This window comes from Paracoccus sp. SCN 68-21 (genome assembly GCF_001724535.1).
GTDB lineage: Bacteria > Pseudomonadota > Alphaproteobacteria > Rhodobacterales > Rhodobacteraceae > Paracoccus > Paracoccus hibiscisoli.
Map to the genome: position 1 here is coordinate 35,507 of NZ_MEES01000019.1, position 17,501 is coordinate 53,007.

18 protein-coding genes and 1 riboswitch are annotated in these 17,501 nt (G+C 68.6%); of the genes, 9 read left to right on the forward strand and 9 right to left on the reverse strand.

The genetic code is table 11. The features are described from left to right. Positions 1-33: 33 nt before the first annotated feature. Positions 34-252: riboswitch (cobalamin riboswitch) on the reverse strand. Positions 253-279: 27 nt separating this feature from the next. From ABS73_RS08225 to ABS73_RS08235, 3 genes are read right to left on the reverse strand one after another with little or no spacing between them, the layout of a single operon-like run. After that, complete coding sequence (locus ABS73_RS08225) at positions 280-384, reverse strand: DUF2474 family protein (RefSeq protein ID WP_136856125.1); 105 nt, start codon at positions 382-384, stop codon at positions 280-282. After that, the gene (cydB, locus tag ABS73_RS08230) at positions 384-1,415 is read right to left on the reverse strand and encodes a cytochrome d ubiquinol oxidase subunit II (RefSeq protein ID WP_277019102.1); all 1,032 of its coding nucleotides are present in this window, start codon (positions 1,413-1,415) and stop codon (positions 384-386) included. Before cydB ends, ABS73_RS08225 begins: the two co-directional genes overlap by 1 nt. Positions 1,416-1,417: 2 nt before the next feature. Continuing rightward, a complete protein-coding gene (locus ABS73_RS08235; protein WP_277019104.1) occupies positions 1,418-2,857 on the reverse strand; it encodes a cytochrome ubiquinol oxidase subunit I in 1,440 nt (479 codons plus the stop codon). Between the two features lie 281 nt (positions 2,858-3,138). On the opposite strand from ABS73_RS08235, the gene ABS73_RS08240 reads away from it, so the two are divergent. Together ABS73_RS08240 and ABS73_RS08245 are read left to right on the forward strand one after the other, a co-directional pair. After that, positions 3,139-3,750 carry a LysE/ArgO family amino acid transporter gene (locus tag ABS73_RS08240; RefSeq protein ID WP_277019106.1) on the forward strand — a complete coding sequence of 204 codons (612 nt, stop codon included), beginning with the start codon at positions 3,139-3,141 and terminating at the stop codon, positions 3,748-3,750. A gap of 171 nt (positions 3,751-3,921) precedes the next feature. Beyond that, positions 3,922-4,944, forward strand: coding sequence for a fatty acid desaturase (locus ABS73_RS08245; RefSeq protein WP_277019108.1), 1,023 nt, complete (start codon positions 3,922-3,924; stop codon positions 4,942-4,944). Between the two features lie 3 nt (positions 4,945-4,947). Here ABS73_RS08245 and ABS73_RS08250 read toward each other — a convergent pair whose 3' ends face one another. From ABS73_RS08250 to ABS73_RS08260, 3 genes are all read right to left on the reverse strand, one after another. Continuing rightward, positions 4,948-5,742 carry a 3'(2'),5'-bisphosphate nucleotidase CysQ gene (locus ABS73_RS08250; RefSeq protein ID WP_277019110.1) on the reverse strand — a complete coding sequence of 265 codons (795 nt, stop codon included), beginning with the start codon at positions 5,740-5,742 and terminating at the stop codon, positions 4,948-4,950. Continuing rightward, complete coding sequence (locus ABS73_RS08255; protein WP_277019112.1) at positions 5,729-7,093, reverse strand: TldD/PmbA family protein; 1,365 nt, start codon at positions 7,091-7,093, stop codon at positions 5,729-5,731. The genes ABS73_RS08250 and ABS73_RS08255 overlap by 14 nt, the downstream gene beginning before the upstream one ends. 66 nt (positions 7,094-7,159) lie before the next feature. Then, positions 7,160-8,686: a DUF2125 domain-containing protein gene (locus ABS73_RS08260; RefSeq protein WP_277019114.1), complete on the reverse strand. Its 1,527-nt coding sequence runs from the start codon at positions 8,684-8,686 to the stop codon at positions 7,160-7,162. 75 nt (positions 8,687-8,761) lie between these two features. Here ABS73_RS08260 and ABS73_RS08265 point away from each other — a divergent pair, with 75 nt between their 5' ends. The 4 genes from ABS73_RS08265 (at position 8,762) to ABS73_RS08280 (ending at position 11,699) form a co-directional block, all read left to right on the forward strand. Continuing rightward, positions 8,762-9,376: an enoyl-CoA hydratase/isomerase family protein gene (locus ABS73_RS08265; protein ID WP_277019116.1), complete on the forward strand. Its 615-nt coding sequence runs from the start codon at positions 8,762-8,764 to the stop codon at positions 9,374-9,376. A 155-nt stretch (positions 9,377-9,531) separates the two neighbouring features. Further along, positions 9,532-10,287 carry an amino acid ABC transporter substrate-binding protein gene (locus tag ABS73_RS08270; RefSeq protein ID WP_277019118.1) on the forward strand — a complete coding sequence of 252 codons (756 nt, stop codon included), beginning with the start codon at positions 9,532-9,534 and terminating at the stop codon, positions 10,285-10,287. Continuing rightward, a complete protein-coding gene (locus ABS73_RS08275) occupies positions 10,288-10,962 on the forward strand; it encodes an amino acid ABC transporter permease (protein WP_277019120.1) in 675 nt (224 codons plus the stop codon). It abuts the gene before it with no gap. Beyond that, positions 10,959-11,699, forward strand: a complete 741-nt coding sequence (locus ABS73_RS08280; protein ID WP_277019122.1) for an amino acid ABC transporter ATP-binding protein — start codon at positions 10,959-10,961, stop codon at positions 11,697-11,699. Before ABS73_RS08275 ends, ABS73_RS08280 begins: the two co-directional genes overlap by 4 nt. On the opposite strand, the gene ABS73_RS08285 is transcribed toward ABS73_RS08280, so the two are convergent. From ABS73_RS08285 to ABS73_RS08295, 3 genes are all read right to left on the reverse strand, one after another. Then, the gene (locus tag ABS73_RS08285) at positions 11,700-12,122 is read right to left on the reverse strand and encodes a hypothetical protein (protein WP_277019124.1); all 423 of its coding nucleotides are present in this window, start codon (positions 12,120-12,122) and stop codon (positions 11,700-11,702) included. Positions 12,123-12,191: 69 nt separating this feature from the next. After that, the gene (locus ABS73_RS08290; RefSeq protein ID WP_277019126.1) at positions 12,192-13,604 is read right to left on the reverse strand and encodes an ATP-binding protein; all 1,413 of its coding nucleotides are present in this window, start codon (positions 13,602-13,604) and stop codon (positions 12,192-12,194) included. Continuing rightward, positions 13,591-14,295: a response regulator transcription factor gene (locus ABS73_RS08295; protein ID WP_277019128.1), complete on the reverse strand. Its 705-nt coding sequence runs from the start codon at positions 14,293-14,295 to the stop codon at positions 13,591-13,593. Before ABS73_RS08295 ends, ABS73_RS08290 begins: the two co-directional genes overlap by 14 nt. Before the next feature lie 182 nt (positions 14,296-14,477). On the opposite strand from ABS73_RS08295, the gene ABS73_RS08300 reads away from it, so the two are divergent. The 3 genes from ABS73_RS08300 (at position 14,478) to ABS73_RS08310 (ending at position 17,501) form a co-directional block, all read left to right on the forward strand. Then, complete coding sequence (locus tag ABS73_RS08300; protein ID WP_277019130.1) at positions 14,478-15,719, forward strand: ABC transporter substrate-binding protein; 1,242 nt, start codon at positions 14,478-14,480, stop codon at positions 15,717-15,719. A 65-nt stretch (positions 15,720-15,784) separates the two neighbouring features. Next, positions 15,785-16,657 (forward strand): carbohydrate ABC transporter permease, encoded by an 873-nt coding sequence (locus ABS73_RS08305; protein WP_136856110.1) that lies wholly within the window; start codon positions 15,785-15,787, stop codon positions 16,655-16,657. After that, the gene (locus tag ABS73_RS08310; RefSeq protein ID WP_136856109.1) at positions 16,647-17,501 is read left to right on the forward strand and encodes a carbohydrate ABC transporter permease; all 855 of its coding nucleotides are present in this window, start codon (positions 16,647-16,649) and stop codon (positions 17,499-17,501) included. Before ABS73_RS08305 ends, ABS73_RS08310 begins: the two co-directional genes overlap by 11 nt.

The window sequence follows — 17,501 nt, forward strand, 5'->3', positions numbered from 1 at the left end:
ACGACATCGCACGTCCCCAGGGCACCCCGCCCGGTTGAAGTGTCGATGATGGCAGGTCTCCTGACTGGCGGATCGCGGGCTGTTCCGGCCTTCCCGCCCCCCAAGGGGACAGTGGCATCGTCGGAACAGCCTAGCCGCTTACAGTTGCGGGGGCAGTCGCGGGTTCGGCGCCTGATGGCTACACCTCACCGCGTTCCCTTTTCATCCGGCAGGAACCTTGGCCCGCCGGAAACCATCGCCGCCTGAATGGCGCGCGGGGCGGGGCGCGTCAAGCGCGGATCAGACGATCCACAGCCGGATCAGGAAGGCCACCGTGCCGATGACCGCGACGCTGGCCAGCCACAATCCCACGAACCAGCCCAGCTTGCGCAGGGGTGCGGGCATCAGTGATACCCCTCGTTCGGGTCGATCTTGCCGCGGAACACCCAATAGGAATAGGCGGTATAGGCCAGGATCACCGGGATCAGCACCGAGGCGCCGACCAGCATGAAGATCTGGCTGTTCTCGGGGGCGGCGGCCTCCCAGATGGTGACCTGGACGGGGACGATATAGGGGAACATCGAGAATCCCAGCCCCGCAAAGCCCAGGATGAACATGCCCAGGGCGAACAGGAACGGCCAGTAGTCGTGGTGATTGACCATCAGCGTGCGGAACATGCCAAAGGCCAGGGCCAGCACCGCCGCCCCGACGCCCGCCGCCAGGATGATGTTCCAGCCCCCGAACCAGCGGCTGTAATAGCCGTCCTGCAGGAACGGCGTCCACAGGCTGACCACGCCCATGAACACGACCGTCGCGACGCCCAGGACCCAGGCCCGCTTGCGCATCCGGTCCTGCAGCGGGCCTTCGGTCTTCATCACCAGCCAGGTCGCGCCCAGCAGGGCATAGCCGACCATGACCGCGACGCCCACCATCAGCGTGAAGGGCGTCAGCCAGTCCCACCAGCCGCCCGAATACTGTCGCGCGGCCTTGTCGATGTCGATGCCCTGCAGCAGCCCGCCCAGAGTGATCCCCTGCGCCAGCGCCGCCATCGCCGATCCGCCGATGAAGGCCACGTCCCAGACCTTGCGCCAGCGCGTCGTCCGCCAGCGGAATTCGAACGCGACCCCGCGAAAGATCAGCGCCAGCAGCATCGCCATGATCGGCGCATACAGCGCGGGCAGGATCAGCGCATAGGCCAGCGGAAAGGCCGCGAACAGCCCGCCCCCGCCCAGCACCAGCCAGGTCTCGTTGCCGTCCCAGACCGGCGCGACCGAGTTCATCATGACGTCGCGGTCATGGCCTTCGGGTTCGACCGCGAACAGCATGCCCAACCCCAGGTCGAACCCGTCCAGCATCACATAGACCAGCACCGCAAAGGCGATGATGAAGGCCCAGATGACGGTCAGATCCAGCGAAACGCCTTCGGCAATGGGCATGGTCACTCTCCGGGTTGGATGCGGCGGGTCGGGTGCTGCTGGGCGGGCGTGGTGCCCGCCGTGCGGATCGGGCTGTCCAGATCGTCCTTCAGGCGCGGCTCATTGCTGCTGGGGGCGCGGTTCATCAGACGCAGGATATAGTATGTCCCCGCCCCAAAGACCGCAAAATAAACGACGATAAAGGCGATCAGAGATGCCCCTACCGCCGCCGCATCCAGCGGCGCGGCGCTGTCGGCGGTGCGCAGATAGCCATAGACGGTAAAGGGTTGGCGCCCGACCTCGGTCGTGACCCAGCCCGCCAGCACGGCGATCAGGCCCGACGGCGCCATGGCCAGCGCCGCGCGGTGCAGCATCGGGCTGTCATGCAGCACGCCCCGCCAGCGCGCCCAGAGCGACCACAGCCCGATGCCCAGCATCGCGAACCCCAGGGCCACCATGATGCGGAACGACCAGAAGACGATGGCCACGGGGGGCTGATCCTCGCGTGGGATGGTGTCCAGGCCCGCCAGCGGCGCGTTCAGGTCGTGCTTGAGGATCAGCGAGGACAGCTTGGGGATGCCGACGGCATAGTCCAGGCGCTGCTCCTCCTGGTTGGGGATGCCGAACAGATACAGCGGCGCGCCTGCCTCGTGGCTTTCGAAATGGCCCTCCATGGCCATGACCTTGGCAGGCTGATGTTCCAGCGTGTTGATGCCGTGGAAATCGCCCAGCACGATCTGGACCGGGGCAAAGATCGCGGCCATCCACATCGCCATGCTGAACATGGTGCGCGTGGCCGGGCTGACGCGGTCGCGGCGATGCCGGTGGCGCAGCAGGTGCAGGGCGGCGACGCCCCCGACGATGAAGGCCGTGGTCAGATAGGCCGCCGTGACCGTGTGCATCAGGCGATAGGGAAAGGATGGGTTGAAGATGACCTGCCAGAAATCGGTGGGCAGGAACTGACCCGTGGCGGCGTCGATCTCGAACCCGGCCGGGGTATGCATCCAGCTGTTCACCGACAGGATCCAGAAGGCCGAAAAGGCCGTGCCCAGGGCCACTGCCGCGCAGGCCACCATGTGCAGCGTCGGCCCCACGCGCTCGCGGCCGAAGAGCATGATGCCCAGGAACCCGGCCTCCAGGAAAAACGCCGACAGCACCTCATAGGCCATGGGTCCGCCGATGACCGGTCCCGCCTTGTCGGAAAAGACCGACCAGTTGGTGCCGAACTGATAGGACATCACGATGCCCGACACGACGCCCATCGCAAAGGCCAGGGCAAAGATCTTGACCCAGTATCGGAACAGATCCAGATACTTGCTGTCCTTGGTCCACAGCCACAGCCCGTTCAGAACCGCCAGAAAGCTGGCCAGGCCGATGGTGAAGGCGGGAAACAGAAAGTGGAAGCTGACCGTGAAGGCGAACTGAATGCGGGCCAGCAGGATCGCGTCGGCATTGTCGAACATCGGGTGCCTTTCACGGCAAAGGCACGCGCCGGGGCGTGGCCGGTTCGGGACGGGCGTTCCGGGTCCGGGCGACCCGCGACCTTGCGCCGTGGCCCGCACCCCTGAACATGGTCGAATTGTGCGCCCGCCCCCCCGACACATGCAAGAGCCTTGATGTCACGCCCCCCTGCGCTGTGGCCGATCTGCCCACCGGCCTGCCGTCCAGCGCCACCCCCCGGCCGCTACGGTTTGCCTCATCGGCCCCGGCGCGCTAGGGCGGGGCATCGCAGCGGAGAGCCTCCATGACCGTCTTTCTGACCGGCCTGATGACCGGACTTGGCCTGATTCTGGCGATCGGCGCGCAGAACGCTTTTGTCCTGCGTCAGGGGCTGCGCGGGCGGCATGTGCTGGCGGTGTGCCTGACCTGCGCGATCTCGGATGCGGTGCTGATCGCGGCGGGGGTGGCGGGGGCCGGGGTGCTGATGGCGCGGATGCCCTGGCTGGACCCGGTGATGCGGCTGGCGGGGGCGGCCTTCCTGATCTGGTACGGGGCGCGCAGCCTGCGCGCGGCCCTGACCGCGCAGGACGCGCTGCAGGCCGCGCCGGGCGGGTCGCAGGGGCTGGGGCGGGTGCTGCTGGCCTGTCTGGCCATCACCTGGCTGAACCCGCATGTCTACCTGGACACGGTGGTGCTGCTGGGCGCCATCTCGACCCAGTTTCCAGGGCGCGAAGTGGCTTTTGCCGCGGGCGCCATGACCGGGTCGCTGCTGTTCTTTTTCAGCCTGGGTTATGGCGCGGCATGGCTGCGGCCGGTCTTTGCCCGCCCGGCGGCGTGGCGGCGGCTGGAGCTGGCGGTGGCGCTGGTCATGTGGGCCATCGCCCTGCGGTTGCTGTGGCCGTGGATCGCGGGCTGACGGGGGCAAAACCCCGTGACTGCGGCATCATATCTGTTGAAAAACCGCGCGCACGGCCTTAACTGCAACCGCACCCACAAGGCCGTTGGCGCCGTGGTGCCTCACCGGCCCCGCACGCCCGCCGGCTCCCGACAGGCGCCGGCACGGCTGGACGCAGAACGACAGGCCTTGATGCTCGACCAACCTCTATCCCCCCGCAGCGCCCGCGAATGGCTGACCACGCTGGCGCGCTATCGCGACCCCTCGACCCCGCGCAGCCTGTTCGAACTGGCCGTGACGCTGCTGCCGCTGATGGCGGTCTGGGCGCTGGCCTGGGCCGCGCTGTCGGTCAGCGCCTGGCTGGCGCTGATTCTGGCGGCGGCGAACGGGCTGTTCCTGGTCCGCATCTTCATCATTCAGCATGATTGCGGGCACGGCTCGTTCCTCAAGAACCGCCGCGCGCAGGATTGGGTCGGGCGCAGCCTGGGCGTGCTGACCCTGACCCCCTATGCGGTGTGGAAACGCACCCACGCGATCCATCACGCCTATCACGGCAATCTGGATCAGCGCGGCATCGGCGACGTGATGACGCTGACCATCGACGAATACCGGGCACGCAGCGGGTTCGGGCGGTTCATGTACCGGCTGTACCGCCATCCGATGGTGCTGTTCGTGCTGGGCCCCAGCTATCTGTTCATCCTGCAGAACCGCCTGCCCCTGGGCCTGATGGGCCAGCGGCAGTACTGGATGTCGGCGATGGGCACCAATGCCGCCATCGCGGTGCTGGTCGCGCTGATCGTGTGGGCGGGGGGCTGGCTGCCGGTGCTGGTGGTGTTCCTGCCGACCGTGGTGGTGGCCGCGACCATCGGCGTCTGGCTGTTCTATGTCCAGCACCAGTTCGAGGAGACCCACTGGTCGCGCGCCGAGGATTGGCAGATCCACGATGCGGCGCTGGAGGGCAGCTCTCACTATGTGCTGCCGCAGCCGCTGCGCTGGCTGACCGGCAATATCGGCATCCACCACGTCCATCACCTGTATTCGCGCATCCCCTTTTACCGCTTGGGCGAGGTCATCCGCGACCACCGCGAGCTGGCCGAGGCACAGCGCCTGACCATCCGCGAAAGCCTGTCGGCGGTGCGCCTGCACCTGTGGGACGACCCCCAGGGCAAGCTGATCTCCTTTGCCGAGGCCCGCGCCCGCTACGGCATCGCCTGAGGGTCAGACCAGCGCCGCCAGCAGCTGCCCGTGCAGCCGTTGGCCCGCCACGATCAGGCCGTCCACCTGCGCGCGCGTGCTGTTGAACCGCATCGGCTGGCCGCGCCGGTCGGTCACCCGCGCGCCCGCGCGTTCCGCGATCAGGGCGCCCGCCGCGATATCCCATTCCCAGGCCGCGCGCAGCGACAGGGCGGCGTCGAACCGCCCCTCGGCCGCCAGGCACAGGCGCCAGGCCAGCGATGACCGGAACTCGCGCCGGAACCCCGGCATGCCGTCGCGCCAATCGGGCGAATCGGCGATGGCGCGATAGGTCAGGACGCGGGCGCCCTCGATCCCGGCATCGGTGGGGGCGATGGGCTGGCCATTCAGCGCGGCCGGACCGTCCGCATGGGCGGCATAGGTCAGATCGGGCACCGGCAGATGCACCACCGCCGCGACGATGCGGCCGTCGCGGGCGACGGCCAGCGAATGGGCGAACCCCTCCTGCCCGTCGATGAAGGCGCGGGTGCCGTCGATCGGGTCGATGATAAAGCAGTGCTGCGCATCCTGGCGCGACGGATCGGCCTCGGATTCCTCGGACAGCCAACCATAGGCGGGGCGCGCGCCCATCAGATGCGCCTGCAGGGCGTCGTTCACGGCCAGATCGGCCTCGGTCACGGGGCCCGCGTCATCGGCCTTGTCCCAGACCTGCGGATCGCGCCGCCAGTATCGCAGCGCGATCTGACCCGCCCCGCGCGCCGCGGCGGTCAGCAGGTCCAGATCGGCCTGCGCGCCCTGCAACGACTCAGGCCCCTGCAACGGTCATGCCCTGGACCAGCAGGCTGGGCACCTCATGGCCGCGCCAGGGCAGGGCGTCATCCGCCGCCACCAGCGTCATCAGCATCTGGCGCAGGTTGCCCGCGATGGTGCATTCGTTGACCGGCCAGGCGATCCGCCCATCCTGCACCCAGAACCCCGCCGCGCCGCGCGAATAATCGCCCGTCGTCCCGTTGACCGAGGCGCCCAGCATCGAGGTCACCACCAGCCCGGTCCCCATCCGCGCGATCAGGTCGTCGCGGCTGGCCGTGCCCGGCGTCAGGATGACGTTGCTGTGGCCCGGCTGCGGGCTGGAGGCCAGGCCGCGCGAGGCCGATGCGGTGCTGTCCATGCCCAGCTTGCGCGCGGTGGCCAGATCCAGCGTCCAGCCCTGCAGCACGCCATCGGCCACGATCAGGCGGCGGCGCGTGGCCAGCCCCTCGGCGTCAAAGGGCCGCGACGAGGGATAGCGGGGCCGCAGCGGGTCCTCGACCAGATCCATGCCGGGGGGCAGGACCGGCTCGCCCAGATCGCGGCGCAGCCAGCTGGCACCCCGCGCGATGGCGCTGCCGTTCACCGCCGCCAGCAGATGCCCGATCAGCGAGGCCGAGACGCGCCGGTCGAACAGGATCGGAAAGGCCCCGGTCGGCGGCTTTTTCGCGCCGGCCCGCGCCAGGGTGCGTTCCGCGGCCAGCAGGCCGATCTCCTCAGGGGTGGGCAGGTCGGCGGCATGGACCCGCGATTCGCCGGCATAGTCGCGTTCCATCCGCAGGCCTTCGCCCGTGATGGCCACGACCGACAGCGCATGGGTGGTGCGCCCGTAGCCGCCCGAGAACCCGTTCGTCGCCGCCAGCCACATCCGCCGATGGCCATAGGCGGCATTCGCGGCCTCGACCTGGGTGATGCCCTGGACGGACAGGGCGGCGGCCTCGGCGCGCAGGGCCATGTCCTGCAGATGCGCGGGGTCCGGCTCGGGCGCGTCCTCGGTGATGTCCAGACCGCGCGCGTCGCGGGCCTGCGCCAGCTGGGACGGATCGGCCAGGCCCAGATGGTCGTCCACCGGGGCCTCGCGCGCCATGGCGACGGCGCGCGAGGCCATCTGGGCGATGGCCTGATCGCCGTGATCGGAGGAGGAGACCGCCGCCTGACGCCCGCCGATCAGCACGCGCAGGCCGATCTCGATCCCCTCGGCGCGTTCGGCCTGTTCCAGACCGCGCGCGCGCACGTCGATGCTGACCGAGCGACCGTCCACCGCCAGCGCATCGGCCTGGTCGGCCCCGGCCCGGCGGGCGGCGTCGATCAGCGCCTCGGCCAGACGTTTCAGGCGGAGGGGGTCGTCGGTGGCAGCGGTCATGGGTCTCTCTTGCGGCAAGGGAAGGGGCCGGGACGCATGCCCCGGCCCGATGTCAGGCGTCGGAGGTCACTGAATCTGCTGGCCGTTGGCAAAGATCGACCCGCCCTCGCGGAACTCGATCTCGGTCTGCAGCTGGTCCTCGGCGCCGTCGACGGGGCGGGCGAACATGGCCATCATCATGCGCGGGCCCATCAGCTGTTCGGCCGGGACGACGCCCATGGCGACCAGGCGGTCCAGGAAGGTGTTCACCCCCGAGAAGGTGCCCGACAGCGTGCCGATGGGCTGGGTCGGGTCATCGCCAAAGGTCAGCTCGCCCGACACATCGGCCTCGGCCCCCACCGCCGACATCGAGAAATCGCGGATCGACAGGCTGCGCGGCAGGAAGGGCATCTCGTCCTCGGCGGGGACGGCGGCGTCGGGGTCCATGAAGTTGCCGGTCAGCACCGCCAGCCCCTCAAGGTCAATGGACAGGCGGGCGGGGTCGCGGGGCAGGGTCGCCTCGGGGTCCATCGCCTGCCAGATCGCGTCATCCAGCGTCAGCCCGTCCAACAGATAGGTCAGCGCAAAGGGCTGCTCCGCCTCGGACGCCACGACCGGCATGGCCAGGCGGAACCGGTTCTCGGCCGCCGCATAGGCGATGGGGAAGAGCATGTCGGACGAGGTCAGGTTGACCGCCATGTCGGTCAGGCCGCCCTCATAGGACAGACCCTCGGCGCTCATGGACACGGCCAGCGTGCCGCTTGCGGCCTCGAAGCTGCCGCTGGTCTCCTGGTCGGGGCCGTCGGCGCGCAGCGCGCTGGCGCTGAAGGTGCCCGTGGTCGCGCCCATGCCCAAGGTGCCCTGACCCGCGAACCCGGCCTGCAGGGCCTGGGTCGGCTGGCTGCCGAAATTGACCTCTCCGGCGGGGGTGGTGCCGTCGCCGCTCATGGTCAGGTCGTTGATGGTGAAGGTCGCGGCGAAATCGTCGGTGGCCTCCGACCCTTCGGGGGCGTCCAGCGCGGGGCCGCTGGCGGTCAGCGACATCTCCATGCTGTCGGCGCGGCCCTCATAGGTCTGCGCGCCGCTGCCATCGGCGGCCCGCGTCATCGTCTGGACGCCCTCGACCCCGGTCAGGGTCGCGGTCAGGGGCGCGTCGTTCTCGCTGTCCAGCGCGCGGCCGGACAGGGCCATGGTTGGCATGACAAAGCTGTGGCGCATGTCGTCGGGGGTGCCCGACGAGATCGTCTCGTTGCCCGGCGCGTCCAGGGTCATGTCAAAGCCCATCGGCTCTCCCTCGGGGCCGGCATCGCGCATCACCAAGGTCATCTGGCCGTCGATCACCGACCGGACCGAGCCGTCGCCCACCGGGGTCAGCGCGATCTGGGGCATGGTGAACGAGAACTCGGCGGCCTCGGCCTCGTCCGAACTGAGCGTCACATCGGTCAGGGTCAGGGCGTCGCCTGCGGCGTCCTCCGACCCGACCTGGACCTGATAGCCCATCTGCTCATAGCTGTCGCGCAGGTTCTGCCAGACCTCGGCAGGGGTGACGTCGGCAAGGACGGGGCCAGCGGCCAGGATCAGCGCGAGGGCCGAGGTTGCAAGGGGGCGGTTCATGGCGGATACCTTTCGCAAACCTGAAATTGGCGGGATTTCTGACACAGTGACGCCGAAAGGGAAAGGGAACAAGTCGTGATCCACAGCCAGCACCGGGACGGCCTGTCCCTGTTGACCATCGACCGCCCCGACAAGGCGAACGCCCTGACCGCCGCGATGCTGCGCGACCTGCGCGCGGGTGTCGATGCCGCCCGCGGCAGCGGGGCGCGCGCGCTGATCCTGACCGGCACGGGGCGCATTTTTTCCGCAGGCGCCGACCTGGACGAGGCCCGCGCGGGTCTGGCCACCGCCCCCGAATGGGAGGATCTGTCCGCCGCGCTGGCCGCCCTGCCCTGCCTGACCATCGCGGCGCTGAACGGCACACTGGCGGGCGGCGCCTTCGGCATGGCGCTGGCCTGCGACATCCGCCTGGCGGTGCCCGAGGCGCGGTTCTTCTATCCGGTGATGCGGCTTGGCTTTCTGCCGCAGGCCAGCGATCCGGGGCGGCTGGTGGCGCTGGTGGGACCGGCGCGGGCGCGGATGATCCTGATGGGCGGCGCCCGGATCGAGGCCCCCGAGGCGCTGGCCTGGGGCCTGGTCGACCGCCTGCACCCGGCGCCCGAGCTGGCCGATGCCGCCCGCGCGCTGGCCACCGATGCGCTGGCCGCCGACGCCGCCCATGTCGGCGCGATCAAGGCGATGACGCGCTAAGCGGTCGGAACAACATTCGCGGCGGGCCGTTTGGGCAGACGGCCTGTCCTTCGCGATGCGGGGCCGCGCCGATGATTGTCCTTTTCTGCCGCCACAGCCTTGCGGACCGGGCGCGCCGATCGCAGGTAAGGCCCAAGAACCAAAGGAGTTTTCCGATGCGCACCCCCATCATGGCCGCCATTCTGGCGCTGACCACCGCCCTGCCCGCCGCCGCCGACACGATCCGGGTCGGAATGTCGGGCGGCTATTTCCCCTTCACCTTCACCCGCGCGGACACACTGCAGGGCTTTGAGGTCGATTTCCTGAACGCCATCGCCGCCGAGACCGGCAACGAGGTCGAATTCGTCACCATGTCCTTTTCGGGTCTGATCGGCGCGCTGGAATCGAACCGCATCGACACCATCGCCAACCAGATCACCATCACCCCCGAACGCGAGGCGGCCTTTGCCTTCACCCAGCCCTATGTCTATGACGGCGCGCAGATCGTGACCCGCGAAGGCAATGCGGCGGGCATCACCGGCCCCGAAAGCCTGGACGGCAAGACGGTCGCGGTGAACCTGGGGTCGAATTTCGAACAGCTGCTGCGCGAACTGCCCAATGCGGATCAGATCGACATCCGCACCTATGAGAGCAACATCGAACAGGACACCGCCCTGGGCCGGGTCGATGCGTTCGTGATGGACCGCGTGTCATCCGCGCAGGTGATCGCGCAGAGCCCGCTGCCGCTGGAGCTGGCCGGAGAGCCGTTCTCGGAGATCCGCAATGCCCTGCCCTTCCGCAATGACGAGGCCGGGCAGGCGCTGCGCGACCGCGTGGACGCCGCCATCACCACGCTGAAGGAGAACGGCACCCTGGCCGAGATATCCCAGAAATGGCTGGAGGCCGACGTCACGCAGCCCGTGGCCGAGTAAATGCGCCCCCTGGACACCGCCTATATGTGGGAGCTGGTCCCGGTCATCGCGGACTATGTGCCGCTGACGCTGTTCATGGCGGTCATCGCCATGATCGCGGCGCTGGCGCTGGCGGCGGCGCTGGCCATCGTGCGGGTGCTGCGCGTGCCGGTGCTGGACCGCATCGTGGCGGTGTTCATCAGCTTTTTCCGGGGCACGCCCCTGCTGGTGCAGCTGTTCCTGTTCTATTTCGGCCTGCCGCAGGTGGTGCCCGCCATGACCGGCATCGACGGGGTGACGGCGGCGATCATCGGCCTGACGCTGCATTTCTCGGCCTATATGGCCGAGAGCATCCGCGGCGCCATCCTGGGCGTCGACCGCAGCCAATGGGAGGCCGCCCAATCCATCGGCATGACCCAGGGCCAGCTGCTGCGCCGGATCATCCTGCCCCAGGCCGCGCGGACGGCGGCGCCGACGCTGATGAACTATTTCATCGACATGATCAAAAGCACCTCGCTGGCCTTCACCCTGGGCGTGACCGAGATGATGGGCGCCGCACAGAAGGAGGCCGCCGGCAGCTTTCTGTATCTGGAGGCGTTCCTGGTGGTCGCGCTGTTCTATTGGGTCATCGTCGAAACCCTGTCGGTCGGCCAGCGCCGGCTGGAATCCAGCCTTGGAAAGGCGGTCGCCCGATGAGCTGTCAGATCGAGATCACCGGACTGGTCAAGCGGTTCGGCACCAACACGGTGCTGAACGGCATCGACCTGTGCCTTGAGCCGGGCGAACGCGTGGCGATCATCGGGCCGTCGGGCACCGGCAAATCGACGCTGCTGCGCTGCCTGAACTGGCTGGACCAGCCCGATCAGGGCCAGATCCGCATGGGCGACGTGACAGTGGATGCCGCCCGTGCCAGCCGCGCCGACATTCTGGCGCTGCGGCGGCGGACGGGGTTCGTGTTCCAGAACTATGCCCTGTTCGCCAACAAGACCGCGCGTGCCAACATCACCGAAGGGCTGACCACTGTGCGCGGCTGGTCCGCTGATCGCGCCCATGCGCGGGCCGACGACATCCTGGCGCAGATCGGGCTGGCGGATCGCGGCGACAGCTATCCCGCCGCCATGTCGGGCGGGCAACAGCAGCGCGTGGGCATTGGGCGCGCGATGGCGCTGGACGCCGATCTGATGCTGTTCGACGAGCCGACCAGCGCGCTGGACCCCGAATGGGTGGGCGAGGTTCTGGACCTGATCCGCCGCATCGCGGACGGGCGCCAGACCATGCTGATCGTCACCCACGAGATGCAGTTCGCCCGCGAGATCGCCGACCGGGTCGTGTTTATGGAGGGGGGGCGCATCGTCGAACAGGGGCCGCCCGAACAGCTGTTCGGACGGGCGCAGGACGACCGCACGCGGGCCTTCCTGCGGCGGGTGGGCTGATTACAACCCGGCCACGGTGTAATAGGCCTGCGTGCTGCGGTCATCGCTGAAGCCGATGCCGCTGGCGATGATGCAGCTGGTCTCATCGGCGCGCGGGGCGACCAGCGTCCAGGTCCCCAGCTGGTCCGACCCCCACAGCTCGGTGCCTTGGGCGCCGGCGGTCTCGACGGGGTGTTCGTCGAAATCATGGCGCAGGGTGGCCGCGATTTCCGCGTCGGACGCGCAATAGGGCTGATCGTCGATGGCCAGTTCGGACACCGGCAGGGTGTGGATCTTCTCCAGCAGGGTGGCGGGGGCGATGCCCTGCATGGCGCTCCAACCCTGGACGGGCTGGGCGGGGCTGGCGGACAAAGCGGGCGTGACGCTCAGCAGCGCCACCGCGCCGGCAAAGCCAAGGCGAATGATGGGATCTGCGCGGGTCATGATGATAGCCTTTCTTGCGAATTCATCGGGAAAACGCGGATTTTGCCATCAGGGTTCCCGGACGCTGCGTCACGCCCACCGCCGCGCCAGGGTCAGACGTGCCTCCAGCCCCGGAGAGGCGCGGTGGAATTCCAGCCGCCCACCATGCTGCGCGGCGATGGTCGAGACGATCGCCAGGCCCAGTCCCACACCGCTGGCGGTGCCCGCATTCTCTCCGCGCTGAAAGGCGCCGGTTAGGCGGGCGACGTCCTCCTCGGTCAGGACCGATCCGCGATCGGTGACGCCGATCCAGGCCTCGTCCGCGCCGCCACCGGTGACGACCACGGCCTCGCGCCCGTATTTCAGCGCGTTGTCGATCAGGTTGGACAGCGCGCGGCGCAGCGCCGTGGGCTGGCCGCGCATCAGCAGGGCGTGGCTGTCCAGCGTCGGGCGGCTGGCCGTGCGCGAGAACAGCGTGCCCGCGCGGGCCGGGGCCGGCTGCGACTGGCGCAGCGTCACGGGCAGGCCCACGTCCTGGTAATCGGCCACCACTGCCTCGGCCAGCGAGGTCAGGGACAGCTGGCGGAACGGTTCGGCCCCGATCTCGGCGCGGGTATAGGTCAGCACGCCGTCGATCATGGTGGTCATCTCGTCGATGTCGCGCTCCAGCCGCTCGCGCAGGGAGGCGTCCTCGATCATGGCGCTGCGCAGGCGCAGGCGGGTGGCGGGGGTGCCCAGATCATGGCTGACCCCCGACAGGACCAGCGCGCGGTTCTCCAGCGCGGCGCGGTCCTGGGCGACATAGGCGTTCACGGCCTGCGCGGTCTGGCGCAGCTCCTCGACGCCGCCGACGGGCAGGGCGGCATTACGGGCGCGGTGATCGCCCAGGGCGCGCGCGAAGGCCACGAAGGCGCCCGACACCTCGGCCACCCAACCCAGCAGCAGCGCCAGCGCCCCCACCGCCAGCGCCCCGGCCAGCAGGCGCCGGTCGGGGGGCGCCGCGTCGCAGCCCCAGACCGCCGCGCCGTCGATGCGCATCCAGGGGCCGGTGTCGCGCTGCACGAACAGGCGCGGATCGCTGCAGAACCGCGCCAGCGCCCGCGTGACCGAGGCCAGCCCCGCCGCCTGGCTGCCGCCCCCCACCGATTGCACCGCCGCCGCCGGATAGGTCAGGTCGGGCGACTGGATGCGCACCGACAGACGCGCGCCCTGCGTCAGGTCCGGGCGGCCGCCGCCGGTCAGAGTGATCACCGTCTGCCGCCAACCCGGCGGCAGGTCGGGGGCGGCGCGCAGTTGGGTCAGGGACAGGCCTTGGGGCAACGCGCTGCCCGATTCCAGGCTGTCGGCCAGGGCAAGGCCCGCGACATAGGCCCCGTCCAGATGCGCCCGCCAGGCCGCGTCGCTGGCGGTCCACAGCCAGACCCCCCCGCCCCCCGCCAGCATCGCCAGCGCCACCCACAGGCTGGCCACCACCCGCAGCGACAGGCGGTCAGTCAGCGTCACGCACCACCTCGGACGACAGCACATAGCCCAGGCCCCGTTCGGTGCGGATCAGGGCGGGGTCGGTCTTCTGGCGCAGACGTCCGACCAGCACGTCGATGGCGCGCCCCTCGGCGGCGTCGTCATCGTCCAGGGCGGCGGCGATCTCATCGCGGGTCAGGGGGATCAGCGGGTTGGCCAGGAACACCCGCAGCAGCGCGGTCTCGCGCGCGGACAGGCTGACCTGCCAGCCGCCGGGCGCGGTCACCTCGTCGCGGCGCGCGTCGTATCGCCAGCCCGCAAAGCGCAGCACGCTGTCGCGCCGCCTGTGCGACAGGCTGGGCGCGCGGTTCGCCCGGCGCAGCACCGCCCGGATGCGGGCCAGCAGCAGGTCGGGGTTGAAGGGCTTGGCGATGTAGTCGTCGGCCCCGACCTCGTATCCGGCCATGCGCTGATGGTCGGCGGACAGGGCGCTGACCATGATGATGGGCACGTCCTGCGCCTCGCGGATCTCGGCGCAGATCTGCACGCCGTCGTCATCGCCCAGGGACACGTCCAGCAGGATCAGGTCCACCCGCCCGCCGCGCAGCGCGGCCAGCGCGGTCGCGCGGCTGTCGGCGCAGGTCACGTGCAGGCCGTTGCGCTGCAGATAGGCGGCCAGCATGGCGGCCATGTCGGCATCATCCTCGACCAGCAGAAGGCGGTGCAGGCTCATGATCGGTCCTCCGGTTCGGTGGTCTAGCACCGCCTGCGGGGGTTTCGTAACAGTTTGTAACATAACGCCGCGAAATCTGCCTGGCGCATGGCGGCTCTGCGTTGCGGGCATGGCTGGCGCTCAGGCATGATGGCGGAACACGCGGATCAGCGAATCCGCGCGGGAAAGATCTGGGAGGATCCATGAACCTGAAATCCGTTCTGGCGGCATCGACCGCCGTGATGATGGCTGCGCCCGCGATGGCCAACCCCACCGCCGAGGTGATGCACTGGTGGACCTCGGGCGGCGAGGCCCGTTCGGTCGCCGTCCTGCAGGAGCAGTTCGCAGCCGAAGGCGGCACCTGGACCGATATGCCCGTGGCCGGCGGCGGCGGTGACGCCGCGATGACCGCGCTTCGCGCCCGCGTCCTGTCCGGCAACGCCCCCACCGCCGTCCAGCTGAAAGGCCCCGCGATCCAGGAATGGTTCGAGGAGACCGGCCTTGCCGATATCGGCGCCGTCGCCGAGGAGAATGGCTGGGACGCCGTCCTGCCCGAGCAGATCGCCGCCCACATGAAGTGCGAGGACCAGTGGTGCGCCGCACCCGTGAACGTCCACCGCGTCAACTGGATCTGGGGCAACAAGCAGATCCTGGACGAGCATGGCATCGAGATGCCGACCACCTGGGACGAGTTCAACGCCGCCGCCGAAAAGCTGCAGGCTGCAGGCGTGACGCCGCTGGCCCATGGCGGCCAGAACTGGCAGGACGCGACCATCTTCGAGACGGTCGTTCTGGGCCTGGGCGGACCGGAATTCTACCAGCAGGCGCTGGTCGATCTGGACACCGAGGCGCTGACCTCGGACACGATGCGGCAGGTCTTCGACCAGATGCGGACCATCCGCGGCTATGTCGACGACAACTTCTCGGGCCGCGACTGGAACCTGGCCACGGCCATGGTCATGAACGACGAGGCCGCCTTCCAGATCATGGGTGACTGGGCCAAGGGCGAATTCTTGGCCGCGGGCAAAGAGCCGGGCGTCGATTTCGTCTGCGCGCCGACCCCGGGCGAAGGGTTCCTCTATAACGTCGACAGCTTTGCCTTCTTTGAGCTGGACGGCGAGGACAAGCAGCAGGGCCAGGCCCTTCTGGCCAGCCTGATCATGGGCCCGGAATTCCAGCACACGTTCAACCTGAACAAGGGCTCGATCCCGGCACGCACCGATGTCTCGCTGGACGATTTCGACGATTGCGCGAAACAGTCGAATGCTGACATGACCGCGGATGCGGCCAGCGGCTCGCTGCTGCCCAGCTATGCGCATGGCATGGCGCTGCGCGGTGCGCCCGCCGGCGCGATCACCGACGTGGTGACCGCGCATTTCAACAGCGACATGTCGTCGGATGACGCCGTGCAGCAACTGGCCGACGCGGTCGCAAATTCGATGTGATCACGGCCTGACGACCCCGCGCCCCTTGCCGGGCGCGGGGTCTTTCTTTGGGGGTTTACCGAAAAATGGAATGGCTTGAACGCAACGTGCCCAAGGTCGTCTTGGCGCCGTCCTTCGTGGCGATCCTGGTCTTCGTCTACGGCTTCATCGCCTGGACGGCCTGGATCAGCTTTACCCGCTCGCGCCTGATGCCGCGCTACGAACTGGACGGCATCACGCAATACGAGCGCCTGTTCGCAGCCCCCCGGTGGGACGTGGCGATGAACAACCTGTTCATCTTTGGCGGTCTGTTCATCGTGATCTCGATGGTGATCGGCCTGGCCCTGGCCATCTTCCTGGACCAGAAGATCCGCGCCGAGGGCGTGCTGCGCACCATCTATCTGTATCCCATGGCCCTGTCGCTGATCGTGACCGGCACCGCCTGGAAATGGATCCTGAACCCGGGCCTGGGCATCCAGGCCGCCGTCCGGGGCTGGGGTTGGGAAAGCTTCACCTTCGACTGGCTGATCCGCCCCGACATGGCGATCTACACGATCGTGCTGGCCGCCGTCTGGCAGGCCTCGGGGTTCGTCATGGCGCTGTTCCTGGCCGGTCTGCGTTCGGTCGACACGGAAATCATCCGCGCGGCCCAGGTCGACGGCATCCCCACGCACCGCATCTATTCCGCGATCATCATCCCCACGATGGCGCCGATCTTCCTGTCGGCCTTCATCGTGCTGGCACACCTGGCCATCAAGGCGTTCGACCTGGTCATCGCGCTGACCGGCGGCGGCCCCGGCTATGCCACCGACCTGCCCGCGACCTACATGTATGCCATGGCGTTCTCTCGCGGCGATCTGGGGCAGGCGGCGTCCAGCGCCATGATCATGATGATGGTCATCTTTGCCATCGTCGTCCCCTATCTCTACAGTGAATTGAGGCCGCGCCGTGACCAGTAACACCGCCTTGCGTTGGGGCCTGTACGGCATCCTGATCCTGTTCGCCCTATTCTATCTAATGCCGCTGTTCGTCATGCTGACGACCTCGCTGAAAAGCCTGGAGGAAATCCGCACCGGCAGCCTGCTGTCCCTGCCACGAGAGATCACATTCGCCCCCTGGGCCGAGGCCTGGTCGACCGCCTGCGCCGGAACCCAGTGCGAGGGGCTGCGCCCGTTCTTCTGGAACTCGGTGCTGATGGCGGTGCCTGCGGTGATGATCTCGACCATCATCGGGGCGCTGAACGGCTATGTCTTCGCCCAGTGGAAATTCCGCGGCGCGAACCTGTTCTTTGCCGCGATCCTGTTCGGCTGCTTCATCCCGTTCCAGGTGGTGCTGCTGCCGATGGCGCAGATGCTGGGCCTGATGGGGCTGGCCGGCACGATTCCGGGGCTGATCTTCGTCCACGTGATCTATGGCCTGGGCTTCACCACGCTGTTCTTCCGCAACTACTATGTCACCATTCCCCAGGAACTGGTGCGCGCGGCCAAGGTCGACGGGGCGGGGTTCTTCCGCATCTTCTGGTCGATCTTCCTGCCGATCTCGCTGCCGATCATCACCGTGTCGGTCATCTGGCAGTTCACGCAGATCTGGAACGACTTCCTGTTCGGCGTGTCGTTCAGCGGGGCCGGGTCGCAGCCCGTGACCGTCGCGCTGAACAACATCGTCAACTCCACCACCGGCGTCAAAGCCTACAACGTGGACATGGCCGCGGCGATCATCGCCGCGCTGCCCACGCTGCTGGTCTATGTCGTCGCCGGCAAATATTTCATCCGCGGCCTGACCGCCGGCAGCGTCAAGGGATAA

Bases quoted from the DNA above. Each gene is read 5' to 3' on its own strand.
- ABS73_RS08225 (WP_136856125.1), bottom strand. From the start codon at position 384: ATGCCCGCACCCCTGCGCAAGCTGGGCTGGTTCGTGGGATTGTGGCTG.
- cydB (WP_277019102.1), bottom strand. From the start codon at position 1,415: ATGCCCATTGCCGAAGGCGTTTCGCTGGATCTGACCGTCATCTGGGCC.
- ABS73_RS08235 (WP_277019104.1), bottom strand. From the start codon at position 2,857: ATGTTCGACAATGCCGACGCGATCCTGCTGGCCCGCATTCAGTTCGCC.
- ABS73_RS08240 (WP_277019106.1), top strand. From the start codon at position 3,139: ATGACCGTCTTTCTGACCGGCCTGATGACCGGACTTGGCCTGATTCTG.
- ABS73_RS08245 (WP_277019108.1), top strand. From the start codon at position 3,922: ATGCTCGACCAACCTCTATCCCCCCGCAGCGCCCGCGAATGGCTGACC.
- ABS73_RS08255 (WP_277019112.1), bottom strand. From the start codon at position 7,093: ATGACCGCTGCCACCGACGACCCCCTCCGCCTGAAACGTCTGGCCGAG.
- ABS73_RS08260 (WP_277019114.1), bottom strand. From the start codon at position 8,686: ATGAACCGCCCCCTTGCAACCTCGGCCCTCGCGCTGATCCTGGCCGCT.
- ABS73_RS08270 (WP_277019118.1), top strand. From the start codon at position 9,532: ATGCGCACCCCCATCATGGCCGCCATTCTGGCGCTGACCACCGCCCTG.
- ABS73_RS08275 (WP_277019120.1), top strand. From the start codon at position 10,288: ATGCGCCCCCTGGACACCGCCTATATGTGGGAGCTGGTCCCGGTCATC.
- ABS73_RS08280 (WP_277019122.1), top strand. From the start codon at position 10,959: ATGAGCTGTCAGATCGAGATCACCGGACTGGTCAAGCGGTTCGGCACC.
- ABS73_RS08285 (WP_277019124.1), bottom strand. From the start codon at position 12,122: ATGACCCGCGCAGATCCCATCATTCGCCTTGGCTTTGCCGGCGCGGTG.
- ABS73_RS08295 (WP_277019128.1), bottom strand. From the start codon at position 14,295: ATGAGCCTGCACCGCCTTCTGCTGGTCGAGGATGATGCCGACATGGCC.
- ABS73_RS08300 (WP_277019130.1), top strand. From the start codon at position 14,478: ATGAACCTGAAATCCGTTCTGGCGGCATCGACCGCCGTGATGATGGCT.
- ABS73_RS08305 (WP_136856110.1), top strand. From the start codon at position 15,785: ATGGAATGGCTTGAACGCAACGTGCCCAAGGTCGTCTTGGCGCCGTCC.